General features: G+C 68.1%; 17 protein-coding genes. 10 read left to right on the top strand and 7 right to left on the bottom strand.

All coding sequences use genetic code 11. The annotated features are described in order from the left end of the window. The first annotated feature begins 18 nt into the window (after positions 1-18). Positions 19-1,365, top strand: coding sequence for a methylenetetrahydrofolate--tRNA-(uracil(54)-C(5))-methyltransferase (FADH(2)-oxidizing) TrmFO (gene trmFO / locus RS883_RS05110; protein ID WP_315764987.1), 1,347 nt, complete (start codon positions 19-21; stop codon positions 1,363-1,365). A 4-nt stretch (positions 1,366-1,369) separates the two neighbouring features. Here the strand turns inward: trmFO and RS883_RS05105 are convergent, their stop codons facing one another. Together RS883_RS05105 and RS883_RS05100 are read right to left on the bottom strand one after the other, a co-directional pair. Continuing rightward, entirely contained in the window at positions 1,370-1,840 is a 471-nt protein-coding gene (locus RS883_RS05105; RefSeq protein WP_315763341.1) for an EF-hand domain-containing protein, read from the bottom strand. A gap of 46 nt (positions 1,841-1,886) precedes the next feature. Then, positions 1,887-2,579: a squalene/phytoene synthase family protein gene (locus RS883_RS05100; RefSeq protein ID WP_315763339.1), complete on the bottom strand. Its 693-nt coding sequence runs from the start codon at positions 2,577-2,579 to the stop codon at positions 1,887-1,889. 83 nt (positions 2,580-2,662) lie between these two features. On the opposite strand from RS883_RS05100, the gene RS883_RS05090 reads away from it, so the two are divergent. The 3 genes from RS883_RS05090 to RS883_RS05080 are packed head-to-tail and all read left to right on the top strand — an operon-like array spanning position 2,663 to position 5,912. Continuing rightward, complete coding sequence (locus tag RS883_RS05090; RefSeq protein WP_409977394.1) at positions 2,663-4,660, top strand: pilus assembly protein TadG-related protein; 1,998 nt, start codon at positions 2,663-2,665, stop codon at positions 4,658-4,660. Then, on the top strand, positions 4,657-5,271 hold the full coding sequence (locus RS883_RS05085; RefSeq protein WP_315763330.1) for a TadE/TadG family type IV pilus assembly protein: 615 nt from the start codon (positions 4,657-4,659) through the stop codon (positions 5,269-5,271). The genes RS883_RS05090 and RS883_RS05085 overlap by 4 nt, the downstream gene beginning before the upstream one ends. Then, on the top strand, positions 5,268-5,912 hold the full coding sequence (locus RS883_RS05080; protein WP_315763327.1) for a pilus assembly protein: 645 nt from the start codon (positions 5,268-5,270) through the stop codon (positions 5,910-5,912). The genes RS883_RS05085 and RS883_RS05080 overlap by 4 nt, the downstream gene beginning before the upstream one ends. A gap of 147 nt (positions 5,913-6,059) precedes the next feature. Here RS883_RS05080 and RS883_RS05075 read toward each other — a convergent pair whose 3' ends face one another. Then, on the bottom strand, positions 6,060-7,244 hold the full coding sequence (locus RS883_RS05075) for a sensor histidine kinase (RefSeq protein WP_315763325.1): 1,185 nt from the start codon (positions 7,242-7,244) through the stop codon (positions 6,060-6,062). Positions 7,245-7,252: 8 nt separating this feature from the next. Continuing rightward, positions 7,253-8,932, bottom strand: a complete 1,680-nt coding sequence (gene ettA / locus RS883_RS05070; RefSeq protein ID WP_315763322.1) for an energy-dependent translational throttle protein EttA — start codon at positions 8,930-8,932, stop codon at positions 7,253-7,255. Between the two features lie 121 nt (positions 8,933-9,053). On the opposite strand from ettA, the gene RS883_RS05065 reads away from it, so the two are divergent. Both RS883_RS05065 and RS883_RS05060 read left to right on the top strand, forming a co-directional pair. Next, on the top strand, positions 9,054-10,418 hold the full coding sequence (locus RS883_RS05065) for a M20/M25/M40 family metallo-hydrolase (protein ID WP_315763319.1): 1,365 nt from the start codon (positions 9,054-9,056) through the stop codon (positions 10,416-10,418). A gap of 121 nt (positions 10,419-10,539) precedes the next feature. Continuing rightward, positions 10,540-10,797 carry a hypothetical protein gene (locus RS883_RS05060; protein WP_315763316.1) on the top strand — a complete coding sequence of 86 codons (258 nt, stop codon included), beginning with the start codon at positions 10,540-10,542 and terminating at the stop codon, positions 10,795-10,797. Between the two features lie 294 nt (positions 10,798-11,091). On the opposite strand, the gene ndk is transcribed toward RS883_RS05060, so the two are convergent. The 3 genes from ndk to RS883_RS05045 form a co-directional block, all read right to left on the bottom strand. Next, on the bottom strand, positions 11,092-11,514 hold the full coding sequence (ndk, locus tag RS883_RS05055; protein WP_315763313.1) for a nucleoside-diphosphate kinase: 423 nt from the start codon (positions 11,512-11,514) through the stop codon (positions 11,092-11,094). Between the two features lie 76 nt (positions 11,515-11,590). Continuing rightward, positions 11,591-12,028 carry a DNA polymerase III subunit chi gene (locus RS883_RS05050; RefSeq protein ID WP_315763311.1) on the bottom strand — a complete coding sequence of 146 codons (438 nt, stop codon included), beginning with the start codon at positions 12,026-12,028 and terminating at the stop codon, positions 11,591-11,593. A 20-nt stretch (positions 12,029-12,048) separates the two neighbouring features. Then, complete coding sequence (locus tag RS883_RS05045; protein ID WP_315763307.1) at positions 12,049-13,509, bottom strand: leucyl aminopeptidase; 1,461 nt, start codon at positions 13,507-13,509, stop codon at positions 12,049-12,051. Between the two features lie 195 nt (positions 13,510-13,704). Here RS883_RS05045 and RS883_RS05040 point away from each other — a divergent pair, with 195 nt between their 5' ends. The 4 genes from RS883_RS05040 to rsmA all read left to right on the top strand — a co-directional run bounded on the left by RS883_RS05040 (position 13,705) and on the right by rsmA (position 19,202). Further along, positions 13,705-15,957 carry an LPS-assembly protein LptD gene (locus RS883_RS05040; protein ID WP_315763305.1) on the top strand — a complete coding sequence of 751 codons (2,253 nt, stop codon included), beginning with the start codon at positions 13,705-13,707 and terminating at the stop codon, positions 15,955-15,957. Positions 15,958-16,046: 89 nt separating this feature from the next. After that, a complete protein-coding gene (locus tag RS883_RS05035; RefSeq protein WP_409977410.1) occupies positions 16,047-17,366 on the top strand; it encodes a peptidylprolyl isomerase in 1,320 nt (439 codons plus the stop codon). Between the two features lie 43 nt (positions 17,367-17,409). Further along, positions 17,410-18,384, top strand: coding sequence for a 4-hydroxythreonine-4-phosphate dehydrogenase PdxA (gene pdxA, locus RS883_RS05030; RefSeq protein WP_315763301.1), 975 nt, complete (start codon positions 17,410-17,412; stop codon positions 18,382-18,384). Further along, positions 18,381-19,202, top strand: coding sequence for a 16S rRNA (adenine(1518)-N(6)/adenine(1519)-N(6))-dimethyltransferase RsmA (gene rsmA / locus RS883_RS05025; RefSeq protein ID WP_315763299.1), 822 nt, complete (start codon positions 18,381-18,383; stop codon positions 19,200-19,202). Before pdxA ends, rsmA begins: the two co-directional genes overlap by 4 nt. The last annotated feature ends 83 nt before the right edge of the window (positions 19,203-19,285 follow it).

Below are 19,285 nucleotides of genomic sequence, written 5' to 3'. Positions count from 1 at the left end.
GTGGCCTATCTGCCCCGAATGACACAGCACGACATCCACGTCATCGGCGGCGGGCTCGCCGGTTCGGAAGCTGCCTGGCAGCTCGCGAAGGCCGGACTTCGCGTGAAGCTTTCCGAAATGCGCGGCGGCGGCGACACGACGCCGGCGCACCAGACCGACGGCTTTGCCGAGCTCGTCTGTTCGAACAGCTTCCGCTCCGACGATGCCGAGCGCAATGCCGTCGGGCTTTTGCATGCCGAGATGCGCGACCTGGGTTCGCTCGTCATGACCGCCGCGGACGCGCATCAGCTTCCCGCCGGCTCGGCGCTCGCCGTCGATCGCGACCGTTTTTCCGACCAGGTGACGCGCACGCTGGCCGAGCATCCCAACATCACCATCGTGCGCGAGCGCGTCGACACGCTCCCGACCGACACGCCCGCGATCGTCGCCACCGGGCCGCTGACCGCGCCGTCGCTGGCGGAGGCGATCGGCCAGTCGACCGGCGCCGACGCGCTCGCCTTTTTCGACGCGATCGCGCCGATCGTGCACGCCGACTCGATCGACATGAGCGTCGCCTGGAAGCAGTCGCGCTGGGACAAGGCGGGGCCGGCAGGCGACGGCAAGGACTATATCAACTGCCCGCTCGATCGCGATCAATATGCCGCCTTCCATGCCGAGCTGATCGCGGGCGAGAAGGCCGCGTTCAAGGAATGGGAGCATGTCCCCTATTTCGAAGGCTGCATGCCGATCGAGGTGATGGCCGAGCGCGGGGTCGAGACGCTGCGCTACGGCCCGATGAAGGGCGTCGGCCTCGACGATCCGCGCACGGGCCGCTGGCCTTATGCCTGCGTGCAGCTTCGCCAGGACAATGCCTCGGGCACGCTGTGGAACATGGTCGGCTTCCAGACCAAGCTGAAGCATGGCGAGCAACTGCGCATCTTTCGCACCATCCCGGGCCTCGAAGGCGCGGAGTTCGCGCGGCTGGGCGGCCTCCACCGCAATACCTTCATCCGCTCGCCCGACCTGCTCGACGGCGAGCTGAGGCTGAAGGCGCGGCCGAACCTGCGCTTCGCGGGCCAGATCACCGGCTGCGAGGGCTATGTTGAGAGCACCGCGATCGGGCTGATCGCCGCGCGCTTCGCGATCGCCGAACTGACGGGGCAGCGGTTGGCGGCACCGCCGGTGGAGACGGCCCTCGGCGCGCTCCTGTCGCACATCACCGGCGCGGACGGGGCGGAAGACTATCAGCCGATGAACGTCAATTTCGGCCTGTTCCCGCCGATCGAGGGCCGGACGAAGAAGGCGGACCGCAAGCTCATGTACACCTCCCGCGCCCGCGCCGCCTTTCGCGAGTGGACGGCCGGGTTGGAGATGGTGGCGGCCTGACGCGTCAGTCCTCCGCCTCCGCCCTGGCGGGCGGGCAATCCACTCGCCGTCGCGGCGCCTTTCGCTTGGGTGCCGTCGTCGCGAACTCGGTGCGGTCCAACGTCGCCGACTTGTCCTTGTCCGCGTCGGCGAAGCGGTCGGTGGTCTTCACCGCCCATTCCTCGAAGCTCAGCCGCCCGTCGCCATTGGCGTCGAGCCGGGCGAACGCCTTTCGCCGACTCGCCAGATATTCCTCGCGGGTGATGCGGTCGTCGCGGTCCTTGTCGTAGCGGTTGAAGCGCTTCTCCTCCCGCGTCTTGGGCGCCGCCTCCGGCACCGCGGCCACCGGTGCGTCGGCGTCGGCGCTCGTCTGCACGGCGAGCGGGGGCGGCGCGGGTGGCAGGATCACGTCCGCCGTCGCACTCGACCGGAAGAGAAACAGGCCTGCCCCCGCCAGCAGCAGCGCCGCCAGTGCACCCACCCAGTATCGCCACATCGCCCCATCCCCCTGGAATCGTTGCGGTCGCGATCCTAGCCGATCCTCAGCGTCCCGTCAGCCGGTGCCAGCCAAGCCGCGCGATCCGCCCCGGAGTCGCCGCGGGCAGCGGCGCGGCGGGATCGGCGCGCAGGTCCATCGCCGCCTGATGCGCGAGCGCCCCCAACGCACGTAGGCGCCGCGGCCACCGCCGCGACAGCGGGGGGGCGAGCAACGCCGCCGCCTCCTCGCGCGCCGCCAATGCTGCGCCCGCATCGGTCAGCGATCGCGACAAGTCGGCGAGCGCCCAGCCCCGGCCCGCATCCTCCACGCCGTCAACCGAAGCCCCGCGCGCCGCCAGCGCGAACAGGCGCGCGCCCCGCCCCGTGGCAAAGGCAGCGCGCACCTCGGCCTCGCGCGGATCGCCCTCCAGCAGCGCTTCCCAGCCTTCGACGAGCAGCGCGACTTCCCTCCCCGCGACCCCGCTGTCGGGCAGCGCGGCGGCGAGCGCCACCAAGACCGGCTGCGCGGGCGGCGGCGCGGTGTCGAGCCGCGCGACGGCATCGTGCCACCAGGTCAGCCGCATCTGCGCGATCATCGGTTCGCGCATCTGGCGCATCACCTCGGCGAGCGTCGCGTCCAGATCGAGCAGCGCCGCCAGCCGCGCGCGGCCGTCCACAGGCGCGTAGGAAAGGATCAGCCGCCGCTCCGCCGCGCGAGCTTCCACGCCGGCTGCGGCGGTTTCGGCGGCGTTAACCATGTCGCTTCAATCCGGCTTATCGCTTGCGCGCGCATAGCGCCGGATCGGACTGAGTTGTCAAATACGGGGCGTGGGCGCGGGGCATGGGGTTGAACGGCTTAAAGGCTTGGGCAAGCGGCGGGTTCCTCGCGCGGCTTGTCCATGACACGCGCGCCAACACGATCGCGATCGTCGCCGCGGCGATGATCCCGCTGTGCGGCATGATCGGCGGCGGCTTCGACCTGTCGCGCATGTACATCGTCAAGACGCGGCTTCAGCACGCCTGCGACGCCGGCGCGCTGGCGGGGCGGAAGGCGATGGGCGGCGGCACCTGGGCGCAGTCGAGCTACATGCCGCGGTCGATGGCCGAGCGCTTCTTCGACGCCAACATCCGCACCGACGCCTATGGCTCGAACACGATCACGCGAAGCTTCAGCGAAAGCGCGGGCAAGGTGACGGGCAATGCGTCCGCGATCTTGCCGATGACGCTGATGCGCGTCCTCGGCAAGACGACCGAAAAGCTTGAGGTCACGTGCGAGACCGAGATGCGGCTTCCCAACACCGACGTCATGTTTGTCCTCGATACGACCGGTTCGATGGGCGAAACGCTGTCGGGTGACAGCCGACCGAAGATCGATGGTCTACGCGTGGCGGTGAAGTGCTTCTACGAGATCGTTGCCAAGCTCGACACCGATGCGGCTTGCGATGGCGACGCTCCAAGCGGAGGGGTTGGCAGCGCCGTGCAGGTGCGGTTCGGCTTCGTTCCGTATGCGACCAACGCCAATGTCGGGCGCCTGCTACAGCCAGCATGGATGGCGGACGAGTGGACGTATCAGTCGCGTGAGATCAGCGCGATCTGGGGTGTCTGGAATTCCTTTTACGACAACACGCTTCGTGGACCTGCAAGCAGTTGGAGTGCGTGGAAGAACCGCGGAGCCGGTTATTTCCAGTCGAACGGTACGAGCTGCTCAAACCCGCCAGCCGACGATTATGAACAGGCGGACGGCGGCGCGATCAACGGCCAACTCGAAAACGATGCATGGTTCGTTGCCGACGTACCGTTCACGCAGCGCGATTATCAGGGCGTGTACAACAGCTCTGGGAAAGTCTGTCAGCTGCAGGAGCGCGAACGGACCGTCTATCGCCGAAGCTATCTGACCCGCGCAGTGCAAGGCAGCAAGAACGCAATCCCGACCCCCGCCTGGCGCTACAAGCCCGTCCGCATCGACGTCGGCCCGCTCAAGAGTGGGACGAGCTGGAACGACTCGATCGATCTGCCGATCGGCAACGGATATGTAAATTCTACAATTCGCTGGGATGGCTGCATCGAGGAGCGCGCGACCGTTCGCCAGTCGAACTATCAGCCGATTCCCGCCGCGGCACACGACCTTCAGATCAACGAGGTGCCCAGTTCGGGCGACGCCGACACGCTGTGGGCACCGGCGATCGGCGGCGCGACCTATGTACGCCGGTCGACCTACAGCAATAGCTCCGCCTACAACCAGGCAGAGATCACGACCTTCACGAACTTCACCGGTCGTGCCTATTCATGCCCGACCCCGGCTCGTCGCCTTCAGGACTGGGACCCCGGCAACTTCGGCAGCTACGTCGACTCGCTGACTCCGGGTGGAAACACCTACCACGACATCGGCCTGCTTTGGGGCGCGCGTCTTCTCTCGCCGACCGGACTGTTCCGTACCGACAACGAATTCACGCCACAGGGCGGCGAGATCGAGCGGCATCTCATCTTCATGACGGACGGCGATACCTGTACCGATGCCGACAATTACCAAGCCTACGGCATCGCATGGTTCGACCGGCGCCAGACAGACCCTGGTGCGGCGCCGACCGAGGGCTGTGGAACGAGCGGCACCCTGACGCAGCAGGTCAATGCGCGCACTGCGGCACTCTGCGAAGCGACCAAGAATCTGAACATTACGCTTTGGGTGATCTGGTTCGGCGACAAGAACACCTCCATCGAGGGCCGCATGAGGTCATGTGCCTCGGAAGGGCGCTTCTTCTCCGCGCGTAATTCGACGCAGCTCCAGCAGACCTTCCGTTCGATCGCCGACCAGATCTCCGCGTTGAGGCTCACGCAATGATCGCCGGTCTTCGTCCCCTCGCCCGCGACCGGCGCGGCGTGTCCGCGGTCGAATTCGCCTTCATCGCGCCGACCTTCTGCATGGTGCTGCTGGGCATCTTCGACTTCGGACACACGCTCTACATGCGCGGTGCGCTCCAGGGCGTGCTGCAAAAGGTCGCGCGCGACGCGACGCTGGAGAGCAACACGACCGAGGGGCAGCAGGCGATCCTCGACACGCGGGTACGTAGCCATGTGAAAGCGCTGGCGAACAATGCCACGCTGGACATCAAGCGGCGCTACTACCGCACCTTCTCCGACGCGGCCGCCGCGAGGGCGGAGGACTGGACCGACACCAACCGGAACGGGCGCTGCGACAAGGGCGAGCCCTATGAAGACGCGAACAACAACGGTGTCTGGGATGCCGACGGCGGTAATGACGGTCAGGGCGGGGCAAAGGATGCGACGGTCGTGACCGTGACCGTCACCTATCCGCGGATGACGCCGCTGCTGAAGCTGTTCGGCGACGATACGGCCAATGCAAAGATCGTCGCAACGACGGTGCTCAAGAACCAGCCCTATTCAGACCAGGGCAGCTATACCGCGCCCGTCTGGCGGAATTGCCCGGCATGACGCGGCTCCTCACCACGCTCCGCCGCCTCGCGCCCGCGCGTGAGGGCGTCATCATTATCGAATACGCCTTCTACCTGCCGATCCTGTTGCTGATCGGGCTGACGGGCGCGGAGATCACCAATTACATCATCACGCGAATGCGGATCAGCCAGATCGCGCTGCATCTGGCCGACAATTCGGCGCGGATCGGCACTGGCACGCAGCTTCAGCAGAAGACGATCAACGAGACGGATATCAACGACCTGTTGACCGGTGCCGGCCTCCAGGCGGGCGAGCTCAAGCTCTACGAGCGCGGGCGGGTAAAGGTGTCGAGCGTCGAGAACGATCCCGCCAATTCTGGCCGCTATCGCATCCGCTGGCAGCGCTGCCGCGGCGACAAGCCCTATACGTCGCCCTATGACGCGACCAAGACCAACCTGACCGGTGTCGGCCCCGCGGGTCGCCAGGTGATCGCGCCGCCCGATGGCGCGACGATGTGGGTGGAGGTCTTCTACACCTATCAGCCGCTGGTGAAGACCGCCTGGGCGCCGTCGCTCGACATGACCGAAACCGCCTCGATGATGGTCCGCGACCGCCGGGCGCTCGATGCGGGCACCAACGGCGTGGTGGCAGTGGCCGGCGAGACCCCGTCGACCTGTTGATCTTCTAGCCGGCCGTTCGTGCTTGGCCGGCGGTGAGCATCCATTTCTCCGTTCGTGCTGAGCTTGTCGAAGCACATGTTTCGAACGCTACCGCTCGTGACACGTCCTTCGACAAGCTCAGGACGAACGGAGTGGGCGCTTTCCTTTTTACGGCGCCGGAAACACCAGCACCGCGCGCGTGCCGGAGCGCCCGGCGCGCGCGCCTAGCTCGATCTCGCCATCCAATTGCCGCGTCAGGCTGGCGATCATCCGCGTGCCCAGGCTTCGGCGCGACTGCGCCTTGAGGTCGAAGTCCGCGGGCAACCCCGCCCCTTCGTCCTCGACCACCGTCTCGATCGAGTCCCCGGCGCGGGCGATGCGGATTGCGATCGGCCCGCCCTCGCCCTCGGGATAGGCGTATTTGATCGCGTTGGTGACGAGCTCGGTGAGGATCAGCCCCAGCGGGATTGCGGTGTCGGCGCTCAGCTCGATCGGCTCGGCATGACAGTCGATGCGGTGGAGCGGCGCCTGCTCGGCCAGCGCGTTGGCGAGCCCGCAAGCCAGGTCGTCGAGCGCGACGATGCCCACCCGCGCCCCGCGCCACAACTGGTCGTGCGTCTGCGCGATCGCGGTGATTCGCGCCTGTGCGTCGCCCAACAGGCGGGTGACGCGCGGATCGTCGTCGGCCTGCATCTGAAGCGTCAGCATCGCCGACACGAGCGCCAGGCTGTTCTTGACGCGGTGGCTCGCCTCGCGGACCAGCAGTTCCTGATGCTCGACCGACGCGGCGAGCCGCGCCTCCGCCTGCTGCCGCTCGATCGCGACGCCGATCAGATTGGCAAAGCCCTGCATGAAGGCGAGGTCGTCAGCGTCGAAGATCCCCTCTTCCGGGCTGTCGACCTCGAGCACGCCGAACCGCTTGCCGTCCGCCTCGACCAGCACGTTGATCGCGCGGCGGATGCCGTGCTCCGCCATCAGCTCGGGCGTCCGGAACCGCTCCTCGGCCTCCAGATGGTTCGAGATGACGGGCTCGCCGGTCATGAAGGCATAGCCGGCAGGCGACCCGGCGTCGCCGCCCAGGCTCGCCACGCCCACCACGCCCTCGGCCCAGCCAACGCCCGCCTCGACACGCATCCGCTCCTCGGCATCGGGCGCCGCCAGGAACTTGGCGAAGCGCGCCGACATGCCGCGCGCGCACAGCTCGGTCGCGCGCTGAAGCAATTCGCCGATGTCGCGCGACCGCAGCGCCGCCATGCCGAACTCGGCAAGGATGCGCTGCTGACCCAGCCGATAGGCGATCGCATCGCCGCCCGGCGGGGCCATGTCGCCCTGTGCGTCCTCGACCACCGCCATGCGTGCGATCAGCGCGTCAGCTTCTTGTAGGCAAGCCGCGTCGGACGATCGGCCGCGTCGCCCAGGCGGCGGCGCTTGTCCTCCTCATAGGCTTCGAAATTGCCCTCGAACCACTCGACATGGCTGTCGCCCTCGAACGCGAGGATGTGCGTGGCCAGACGGTCCAGGAAGAAGCGATCGTGGCTGATGACCACGGCGCAGCCCGCGAAATTCTCGATCGCTTCCTCCAGCGCGCCCAGCGTCTCGACATCGAGGTCGTTGGTCGGCTCGTCGAGCAGCAGCACGTTGCCGCCGCGCTTCAGCATCTTGGCGATGTTGACGCGGTTGCGCTCACCGCCCGACAGCTTGCCGACGTTCTTCTGCTGGTCCTGACCCTTGAAGTTGAACGCGCCGACATAGGCGCGGGTCGAGGCGTCGTGGCCGTTGACCTTCATGTAATCGAGCCCGTCGGAGATCTCCTCCCAGACGTTCTTCGACGGATCGAGGTGATCGCGGCTCTGGTCGACATAGCCCAGGCGGACGGTCGTCCCCAGCTCGATCTTGCCGGTGTCGGGCTGTTCCTGGCCGGTGATGAGCTTGAACAGCGTCGACTTGCCCGCGCCGTTCGGCCCGATCACGCCGACGATGCCGCCCGCGGGCAGCGTGAACGACAGGTTCTCGAACAACAGCTTGTCGCCATACGCCTTGGAGACGTTCTCTACCTCGATCACCTTGCCACCCAGGCGCTCGGGCACCTGGATGACGATCTGGGCCTTGCCGGGGCTGCGGTTCTGCTGGCTCTCGACGAGCTGCTCGAACTTGGCGATACGCGCCTTCGACTTGGTCTGGCGGCCCTTGACGCCCGCCCGGATCCATTCGAGCTCGTCCTTGATCGCCTTCTGGCGACCGGTCGCCTCGCGGTCCTCCTGCTCCAGGCGCTTGGCCTTCTTCTCGAGATAGGTCGAGTAATTGCCCTCGTACGGGAAGTACTTGCCGCGATCGAGCTCGAGGATCCAGTTGACGACATTGTCGAGGAAGTAGCGATCGTGCGTAATCATCAGCACGGCGCCGGCATATTCCTTGAGGTGATTCTCCAGCCACTTCACGCTTTCGGCGTCGAGATGGTTGGTGGGCTCGTCGAGCAGCAGGATCGACGGCTTCTGGATCAGGAGGCGCGTCAGCGCCACGCGGCGCTTCTCACCGCCCGACAGATTGTTGACCGACCAGTCGCCCGGCGGGCAGCGAAGGGCCTCCATCGCGATCTCGAGCTGATTATCGAGGCTCCAGCCGTCGACCGCGTCGATCTTGGCCTGAAGCTCGCCCATCTCCTCCATCAGCGCGTCGAAGTCGGTGTCGTCCTTGGGGTCGCCCATCTCGTCGGAGATCGCGTTGAAGCGATCGACCAGGTTGGCGGTGTCGCGCGCGCCGTCCTTGACGTTCTCCAGCACCGTCTTCGACGGATCGAGCTGCGGCTCCTGCTCCAGATAGCCGACGGTGATGTTCTCGCCCGGCCACGCCTCGCCCGAATAATCGGTGTCGATGCCGGCCATGATCTTGATGAGCGTCGACTTGCCGGCGCCGTTGGGGCCGACGATGCCGATCTTGGCACCCTGATAGAATTGCAGGTTGATGTTCGACAGCACCGGCTTGGGCGCGCCGGGGAAGGTCTTGGTCATGTCCTTCATGACGAAGGCGTACTGGGCGGCCACGGCGGGTCTCCGGCAAAGGGGTTCGGCAGGGATGGAAAGTCGGCGAGCGAGATAGCGATGGCGCCGCCGGTTGGCAACGAGGGGGCCTTTACGCGCGAGCGCCAGCGGGTACCAAGGCGGGATGCTCAGCCTGATCCTGCCCGCGGTCGCCGCGCTCGCCCATCCCGCCCCCGTTCAGGACTCGCCCGAGGACCGCGTCGCGGCGCTGCGCGACGCCGCGCTCGACGACGATTACGCCTATGCGATCACGGAGGCGATCACGACCGAACTGGGGCCGCGGCTGGCGGGGACGCCGGAGGAAGCGCGGGCGCGCAAATGGGCGGTCAGCACGCTTAGCAAGATGGGCTTCAAGAACGTCCGCGACGAGCCCTTCCCGCTCCAGACCTGGGTGCGTGGTGCGGAGCGGGCGGAGGTGCTGGGCGACAGCTCGCAGCCGCTGGTGCTCACCGCGCTCGGCAATTCGGGCGCCACCCCCGAGACGGGCCTGGAGGGCGAGGTCGTCTTCTTTCCCTCGCTCGACGATCTCAAGGACGCGCCCGACGGCTCGCTCGCCGGCAAGATCGCGTTCGTCAGCCACGCGATGACGCGCACGCAGGACGGCAGCCAATATGGCTATTACGGCCCCGTCCGCCGCACGGGTCCGGCGATCGCCGCGCAGAAGGGGGCGGCCGCGATCCTGATCCGCTCGGTCGGCACCGACAGCCACCGGATGCCGCATGCGGGCAGCACCGTCTTCCCCGCCGGCACGACCGCGATCCCGGCCGCCGCGCTTGCCGTGCCCGACGCCGAACAGCTCGAGCGGCTGATCGGTCGCGGTGCGCCGGTGCGGCTCAAGCTGACGCTGACCCCGCGCATCCTCGGCACGCGCCAGTCGGGCAACGTCATCGCCGAGGTGCCGGGCCGCGATCCGGCTGCGGGGATCGTCGTCGTCGCGTGCCACCTCGACAGCTGGGACCTCGGCACCGGGGCGATCGACGATGCGGCGGGCTGCGGCATCGTCGCCGCCGCGGCCAAGCGGATCATGGACGCGGGCCGCCCGCGCCGCACCATCCGCGTGCTGTGGGCGGGGTCCGAGGAAGTGGGGGTGTTCGGCGGCCGCGCCTATTTCGAGGCGCACAAGGGCGACAACCACGTGCTTGCCGCCGAATCCGACTTCGGCGCCGACCGCATCTGGCGCGTCGATACGAAGTTCGCGCCCGCCAACCAGCCACTGGCCGATCGCCTCGCCGCCGCGCTCGCGCCGCTCGGCATTGCCGCGAGCAAGCAGCACGCCGGCGGCGGCGCGGACGTCGCGGCGCTGATTTCGGCTGGCGTCGCCGGCGTCGATCTGCAACAGGACGGCACCCGCTACTTCGACCTGCACCACACGCCCGACGATACGCTCGACAAGGTCGATCCCGTTCAATTGAGGCAGAATGTGGCAGCGTGGACGGCGATGCTGGCCGTGGTCGCCGACGCGCAGGAGCCGATTTCTGCGACGAACTGAGCGCGCTTTCCTATGGTTTGAGTAGAATTAAGCGTTGACGCTCCCGAAACGGGCGCTAATGCGGCAGCTTCGTGACGGCATTCGGGCCGGCCACGAAACGGATTTGCTTGGGAGCAAACGCATGAAGAAGATCGTGTTTGTCGCTGCTGCCGCCGGCCTGATGTCTCTGGCCGCGTGCAACCAGGGCACCCCCGCCGAGAACGCCGGCGACGCGCTGGCGGCGAACCTCGAGGCCGAGGCCGACAACTTCGAGGCCGCCGCTGACGCGACGAGCAACGAGGCCGAGGCCGCTGCGCTCGAGAACGCTGCCGACAACCTCGAGGCGGCTGCCGACAACGCCGACGACATCGGCGAGGCGAACCTGACCAACGCGATGTAATCGCGTCGGCGGCGCTCCGGCGCCGCCGTCAGGAACTCGAATAGAGAAAGGGGCGTCCCGACCCGGGCGCCCCTTTTTCGTGCTTGCGGTCCGGGACAGCCCCGTCCCCGTCGTCACCCCGGACTTGGTCCGGGGTCCATCATGCCGCCAGCCAAGCGGCCGCTGGTTCGCGGACCGGTGGACCCCGGAACAAGTCCGGGGTGACGGGTGGGTGTGGGGCAATCGTTGCCCAAAACAAAACCGGGCCGGAGGCATCCCTCCGACCCGGTCCGGATCAGCGAAGAACCGCTTTGATCAGCCGACGAGCTCGTCGCCCTTGAAGAAGAAGTCGATCTCGATCTTGGCATTCTCTTCCGAGTCCGACCCGTGGACCGTGTTCGCCTCGATCGATTCGGCCAGTTCCTTGCGGATCGTGCCGGGCTCCGCATTGGCGGGGTTGGTCGCGCCCATGATGTCGCGGTTGCGCGTCACCGCGTCCTCGCCCTCGAGCACCTGGACGACGACGGGGCCCGAGATCATGAACTCGACCAGGTCGTTGAAGAAGGGGCGCTCGCGGTGAACGCCGTAGAAGCCCTCGGCCTGCTCGCGCGTCATCTGAATGCGCTTGGAGGCGACGACGCGAAGGCCGGCTTCCTCGAGCATCTTGGTGACGGCGCCGGTCAGGTTGCGGCGCGTGGCGTCGGGCTTGATGATCGAAAAGGTGCGCGTGACGGCCATGACGGTCGACTTCCTTGTTTGTCGTGGGAGTGAATGGCGCGCGCCTTAGTGCCCGCGCCGCGCCCGTGCAAGCGTGTCAGGCGGCCTGTTCCCAGCCGCGCTCGGTCTGCTTCCAGTATCGCCGTTCCACGCCGTCGCGATCGGCCAGTCCCCGCCACGCCGCGCGCGCTGCGCCCACGCTGTCGTCGTCGAAGAAGTGGAACGCCCGGTCGAAGCCGAGCGCCGCCTCGCGCCACGTGCCGTCGACGATCGCAACCATGCGCGCGCCGTTCGCCGCCACCGGCTCGGGCGCGATCAGCACGGGCTGGATGCCCTCCCCGTCCTCGCCCGCCAGGCCGTGAGGGAGGAAGCTGTCGGGCGAATAGGTCCAGAGCAGCCGGTCGAGCGTTGCTCGCTGCCCCTCGTCCCCGCTCACGACCAGCAGCCGCGCCCCGCCCGCCAGCACCTTCTCGGCGATCTGCGGCAGCGCGCGACCCAGCGGGCGTAGCGTCAGGTGATAGAAGTCGACCTGCACCGCGCCCGCCCCTTTACCGCTCAGCCTTCGGCCAGGTCGCGGACCAGCCGGTCGAGCAGCCGCACGCCATAGCCCGTCGCGCCCTTGTCATAGGTCGCACTCGGCTTGTCCGCCCAGACCATGCCGGCGATGTCGAGATGCGCCCAGGCGGTACCCGTCTCGACGAAGCGCTGGAGGAACTGCGCCGCGGTGATCGATCCGGCGCCGCGCGGGCCGACGTTCTTCACGTCGGCGATCGGGCTGTCGATCAGCTTGTCATAGGCCGGCGACAGCGGGAAGCGCCAGAGCTTGTCGCCCGTCTCGCGCCCCGCCGAAAGCAGCGCGTCCGCCAGCGCGTCGTCGTTCGAGAAAAGCCCACCATGCTCGTTGCCGAGCGCGATGATCATCGCGCCGGTCAGCGTGGCGAGGTCGACGATCGTCTTGGGCCGGTGGTTGCGCTGGACCCAGGTCAGTACGTCGCACAGCACCAGCCGCCCCTCGGCATCGGTATTGAGGATCTCGATCGTCTGCCCCGACATCGACTTGACGACGTCGCCCGGCCGCTGCGCATTGCCGTCGGGCATGTTCTCGACCAGGCCGACGACGCCGATGACGTTGGCCTTGGCCTTGCGCATCGCCAGCGCCTTCATCGCACCCGCAACGGCGCCCGCGCCGCCCATGTCCCACTTCATGTCCTCCATGCCCGGCCCGGGCTTGAGGCTGATGCCGCCGGTGTCGAAGGTCACGCCCTTGCCGACCAGCGCGATCGTCGGATCGCCGTCGGTGCCGGTGCCGTTCCAGTGCATCGCCAGCAGCCGCGCTTCACGCGCCGACCCCTGGCTGACGCCGAGCAGCGCGCCCATGCCGAGCTCGCCCATCGCCGCCTCGTCCAGGATGGTCAGCGTGACGCCCAGTTCCTCCAGGTGCCGGCAACGCTCGACGAAGGTCTCGGGATAAAGGATGTTCGGCGGCTCGGCGACGAGCGTGCGCGTGAGCTCCAGACCCTGCGTCAGCGCATCCGCCTCTCGCCACGCATCCTCGACGTCGTCCGCGCCCGCGATCACCAGCCGCTGGATCGTCGGCTTCTGCTTCTCGGTCAGCGTCGTGCGATAGATGTCGAAGCGCCACGCGCGCTGCGCCGCCGCGCCCGCGAACCGCGCCGCGCCCGCCGCATCGACGCCCGCCGCCGACAGGTCGACGCCGATCGCCTCGATGCCCGCGGTCTCATATCGTCCGGCGAGCGCGCCGCCCGCCTTTTCGAGGTCCGCACCGGCGCCCGAGCCCGTGCCGATCAGGATGACGCGGCCGACGCCATCTCCCTTGGGCACGAAGATCTCGGCGACCGATCCCGCCTCACCCTCGAACTTCGCCGCCTTGACCGCGCCCTCGACCAGCGTGCGCGCCGCCGCGTCGAGCCGGTCGAGGCCGGGCACCGCGCCCTTGGGCACCGCGATCGCGATGTCTTGGAGGTCGGGCAGGTCGGACTGGAACTCGATCTTCATGCGCGGGCGCACCTTTCGTTCGGCGTCGTTGCGCTCGTGCAACCAAGCGTCGCACGAGTCATTATGCCCATCTAGGGACCCTTGGCCTTCGGCAAAACCCGCTCGATTGCGCGACGCGTTGTGCGATGCGATAGGGAGCGGCCTGTCCGGGGAGCGAAGCGGCCCGCGGGCTCAAAGGGGACAAGACCGATTCGCATGCGCCTGGCCCTGTTGCGTACCGCCGCGCTGCCCGCCTGTCTGTGGCTGACCCTGCCCGCGATCGCCGCGGCGCAGGACCTCCAGACGCCCGAGGGTGCCGCGCTGCCGCCGCCGATCGAGACCGCGACGCCGCGGTCGGACAACCAGATCGACTTCACCGCCGACCAGCTCGAATACGACTTCGACGCCGAGCTGGTGAACGCGACCGGCGACGTGCGCCTGTTCCGCCAGGGGGAGCGGCTGCGCGCCGACAAGGTCACTTGGAACCGCAAGACCGGGCAAGTGGTGGCCGAGGGCAACATCGCGGTCACCAATCCGGAGGGCGACGTCGCTTACGGCGACCGCATCGAGCTGACCGACACGCTCAGGGACGGCGTCGTCAACAACATGCTCGTCGTCCTGGAACAGGGTGGCCGAATCGCCGCCGAGCGCGGCGTGCGCGAAAATGGCGGCGTGCTGCGCGTGACCAAGGCGGCCTATACCCCCTGCGCGGTCGAGACGAGCGACGGCTGTCCCAAGGAGCCGAGCTGGAAGATCACCGCGGCCGAGGTCACCTATAATCCCGACAAGCGGCGCATCCGCTACAAGGGCGCGCGCATCACGCTGTTCGGCCTGTCGTTGCCGCTTCCCGCCTTCAGCCACGTCATCGGCGAGGGAAGCGCGCCCGGCCTGCTCGCGCCGCAGATCCGCATCAGCCGCGTGAACGGGCTCGAGTTCGCGCTGCCCTATCACTTCGACATCGGCCCCAATCGCGACCTGACGATCACGCCGCACGTCTTCACCGGCGCGCTGCCGATGATCGAGGGCAATTACCGGCAATATACCTCGCTCGGCGCGTTCAACGTCACCGCCTATGGCACCTATTCCAGCCGCAGCGACGACCTCATCACCGAGACGGGCGTCGCGCCCGAGACGCAGAATGCGTTCCGCGGCTATATCGATGCGGTCGGCCGCGCGCAGTTCGATCCTAATTGGAGCGCGTTCGGATCGATCCGGGTCGCGACCGACAAGACGTTCCTGCGCCGCTACGACATTTCGCGCGACGACCGGCTGCGCAGCAACATCGGCGTCCAGCGGATCAGCGAGAACAGCTATTTCTCGATCCAGGGCTGGGCGGTGCAGTCGCTCCGCCTGGACGATGCCGGCCAGATCCAGCCGGTCGCGCTGCCCGAGATCGATTTTCGCCACCGCCTGACCGATCCTTGGCTCGGCGGGCGGGTGACGCTCCAGCTCAACAGCCTCGCCATATCGCGCAACGGCGGACAGGACACGCAGCGCGCCTTTGCGTCGGCATTGTGGGAGCTTCGGCGGATCACCGACTGGGGCCAGGAGGTGACGTTCAGCGCCTATGCCCGCGGCGACCTCTACAACACCGAAGGGTCGGCGCTGACCGCGACGCCGCTCTATCGCGGCGAGGACGGCTTTCATGCGCGCGGCATCGGCGCCGTCGCTGTCGACGTCAAATGGCCCTTCATCGGCGAGGCGTTCGGCGGCGACCAGCGCATCACGCCCCGCGTCCAGGTCGTGGCCGCGCCGCGGATCGAGAATCTCTCGATCCCCAACGAGGATGCGCGCGCCGTCGATCTGGAGGATTCGAACCTCTTCGCGCTCAACCGCTTCCCCGGCTACGACCGGTTCGAGGATTCGACGCGCTTCACTTACGGTGTCGACTACGCACTCGACCTGCCCGGCGTGGCGATCAACGCCAATGTCGGCCAAAGCTATCGCCTGAGCCAGCGCCCGTCGATCTTCCCCGAGGGCACCGGCCTCACCGATCGCTGGTCGGATTTCGTCGGCCGGACCGAAGTGCGCGTCGGCCAGTTCGTCGGCTTCACCCACCGCTATCGCCTGGACAAGGACGGGCTGGCGATCCGCCGGAACGAGGTCGATGCGACGATCGGCTCGCGCAAGACCTATGCGCTGGTCGGCTATCTCCGCCTCAACCGCAACAACAACCAGGAGCTGGAGGATCTTCGCGACCGTGAGGAGCTTCGCGTCGGCGGCCGCGTCGCCTTTGCGCGTTTCTGGTCGGCGTTCGGCTCCGCCACCGTCGACCTGACCGACCGCGAGGAGGATCCGCTGTCGGTGTCCGACGGGTTCGAGCCGATCCGCCACCGCCTGGGCGTCCAGTATGAGGACGATTGTGTCCGCCTCGGCCTCACCTGGCGCCGCGACTATCAGGACAATGGCGATGCGCGCGCCGGCAACAGCTTCCTGCTGACGCTGGCGTTCACGAACCTGGGCCGCTAAAGGCAGCGTTCATCGTGGGGGGATTAGTGACCCGCGAAGTGGGCGCGCGTGCGCGGCATGAGGGTATCGACTTGGCAACGACGTTGAAGATGGTGGCGGGCCTGCTGCTCGCCGGGGCGGCGGGCATTGGCGCGGCGCAGACCGTGGGCGATCAGGCGCAGACGCCGCAGGCGGGCCTCAACCTGCCCCAGAATCTCCAGATCTTCGGCAAGGCCGATCCGAACATCCGCAAGCCCACCGCGATCGTCAACGACGCGGTCATCACCGGCACCGACGTCGATCAGCGGATGAGCATGATCACCGGTCTTCGTGGCATTCAGGTCCGTGAGGAGGAGCGCGACCAGCTCCGGCTTCAGGTGCTGCGCCAGCTGATCGACGAGACGCTCCAGATCCAGGAAGCCAAGAACAACGAGATCACCGTCTCCCCGCAGGAGATCGAGCAGAGCTTCACCCGCGTCTCGCGCAATTTCGAGCGCAATCCGGAGCAGATGCGCGCGTACCTGACGCAGATCGGCTCGTCGGAGCGGTCGCTGAAGCGCCAGATCGAGGGCGAGCTCGCGTGGCAGCGCCTGCTGCGCCGCCGGGTCGAGCCGTTCATCAGCGTCGGCGACGAAGAGGTCAAGGCGATCATCGACCGCCTCGAACAGGCCAAGGGCACCGAGGAATACAACCTCCGCGAAGTCTATCTCTCCGCCCCGCCCGAGCGCGCGGCCGAAGTGGGCGAGGCGATGAAGACCATGGTCGCCAAGATGCGCGAAGGCGCGCCGTTCGAGTATTTCGCCACCAACTTCTCCGAAGCGACGACCAAGTCGGTCGGCGGCGACCTTGGCTGGGTGCGCCCGGCGATGATCCCGCCGCAGCTCGCCGCCGCCGCCTCGAGCATGCAAGTCGGCCAGATCGCCGGCCCGATCGAGGTGCCGGGCGGCTATTCGCTCCTTTACCTCGTCGACAAGCGCACCGTGCTCGGCGCCGACCCGCGCGATGCCAAGCTGAGCCTGCGCCAGCTCGCGCTCAAGTTCCCCGCCGGTCTCAACCAGGCCCAGCTTCAGGCGCGCGCCGCCGATTTCGCCAAGGCGACGCAGGCGATCCAGGGCTGCGGCAACGTCAGCAAGGTGGCGCAGACGATCGGTGCCGAGGTCGTCGACAACGACGCGATCCGCATCCGCGACCTGCCGCCCCAGCTGCAGGACATCATGCTGAAGCTTCAGGTCGGCCAGGCGACGCCGCCCTTCGGTTCGCCCGAGGATGGCGTCCGCGTGCTGGTGCTCTGCGGCCGCGACGATCCGCGTGTCGCCGCCCAGCCGTCGGCCGCGCAGATCCAGCAGGGCCTGGAGCAGGAGCGCGTCAATCTGCGCGCCCAGCGCATGCTGCGCGATCTTCGCCGCGACGCGATCGTCGAGTATCGCTGAGGTGGGCGCGGGCGGCGCTCCCTCCCGCCCGATCGCCGTTTCGATGGGCGACCCGGCGGGGATCGGGCCGGAAATCGTCGCCAAGGCCTGGGCGGCGCGCGACGTCCACGCGCTCGACCCCTTCTTCGCGGTCGGCGACGCGCGCGCGATCGAGCGCGTGTGGCGCGGTCCGCTGGCTCGGATCGACACGCCGCAGCAGGCCGCCGCGACGTTTGGCGACGCGCTGCCGGTGATGAACGTGGCCGATGCCGGCGACGTCGTGCCCGGCCGCCCCGATGTCGACGGCGCCCGCTGTGCGCTGCAGAGCCTCGAGCTCGCGATGGGCCTGACCCAGGCGGGTGCCGCCTGCGCGCTCGTCACCGGGCCGGTTTCCAAGTCGCAGCTCTATTCGATCGGTTTCCACTATCCGGGCCAGACCGAGTTCGTGTCGGAGCGGTGCGGGATCGCCCATGCCAATGCGGTGATGATGCTCGCCGGTCCGACCCTTCGCGTCGTGCCGATCACCACCCATGTGCCGCTGTCCGCGGTGCGCGGGCTGCTGACCGTCGACCTCGTCCTTGCCAAGGCGCGCGCGACCGTGCGCGGCCTGACCCGCAATTTCGGGATCGAGCGGCCGCGCCTCGCCTTTGCCGGGCTCAACCCGCATGCGGGCGAAGGCGGCGCGCTGGGCGACGAGGAGATTGCGGTGCTCGAGCCCGCGATCGCGATCCTGCGCGACGAGGGCGTCGACGCGATCGGGCCGCTCGCCGCCGACACGATGTTCCACGCCCGCGCGCGCGCCACCTATGACGCCGCGCTCTGCTGCTATCACGACCAGGCGCTGATCCCGTTGAAGACGTTGCATTTCGACGAGGGCGTCAACCTGACCCTCGGGCTGCCCATCGTCCGCACCTCGCCCGATCACGGCACCGCCTTTGCGATCGCGGGCACCAACACCGCCGAGCCGGGCGCGATGATCGCCGCGATCCGCATGGCGGCGCAGGCGGCCGAGCGCCGCCGAATCTACGACGCCGCGTGACCCGCCCCGACTTGCCGCCGCTTCGCGAGGTCATCGCCAGGCACGGCCTGACCGCCAGCAAGGCGCTCGGCCAGAACTTCCTGTTCGACGGCCAGTTGCTCGACCGCATCGCGCGGGTGCCCGGCAATCTCGACGGCACCGAGGTGCTGGAGATCGGGCCCGGCCCCGGCGGCCTCACCCGCGCGCTGCTCGGCGCGGGGGCCCGCGTCACCGCGATCGAGCGCGACCGCCGCTGCATTCCCGCCCTCGCCGAACTGGGCGAAGCCTATCCAGATCGCCTGCGCGTGATCGAGGGCGACGCGCTGGCGATCGACCACCGCACGCTGTTCGCCGGCGCGCCGCACATCGTCGCCAACCTCCCCTATAATGTCGGAACCGAGTTGTTCGTCGGCTGGCTCAGCACCGAATGGCGGCCCTGGTGGCAGAGCCTGACGCTCATGTTTCAGCGCGAGGTCGCTGACCGCATCGTCGCGCCCGCGGGCAGCGACGCCTATGGCCGGCTGGCGGTGCTGGCGCAGTGGCGCTCGATCCCGCGCATTGCGATGCCCGTCCACCGCTCGGCCTTCACCCCCCCGCCCAAGGTGATGTCCGCGGTCGTCCATGTCGTGCCCGCCGACGCGCCGGAGGGCGTGCGGCTCCCGACGCTTGAGCGCCTGACCGCCGCCGCGTTCGGCCAGCGACGCAAGATGCTGCGCACCAGCCTCAAGGGCGTGCCCGGCGCGGTCGAGGCAGCTGAGAGGATCGGCATCGAGCTGACCCGTCGCGCGGAGACGGTGAGCGTCGCGGAATTCTGCGCGCTGGCGAAGGCGCTGGGCTAGCGGTTCGTGCTTGGCACGTCCTTCGACAAGCTCAGGACGAACGGAAGAATAACTCGTCACCCCGGACTTGTTCCGGGGTCCAC

The organism is Sphingomonas sp. Y38-1Y (assembly GCF_032391395.1).
Taxonomy (GTDB): domain Bacteria; phylum Pseudomonadota; class Alphaproteobacteria; order Sphingomonadales; family Sphingomonadaceae; genus Sphingomonas.
The sequence above is the reverse complement of the archived record's forward strand: the minus strand, read 5'-3'. Positions and strand labels throughout refer to the sequence as shown.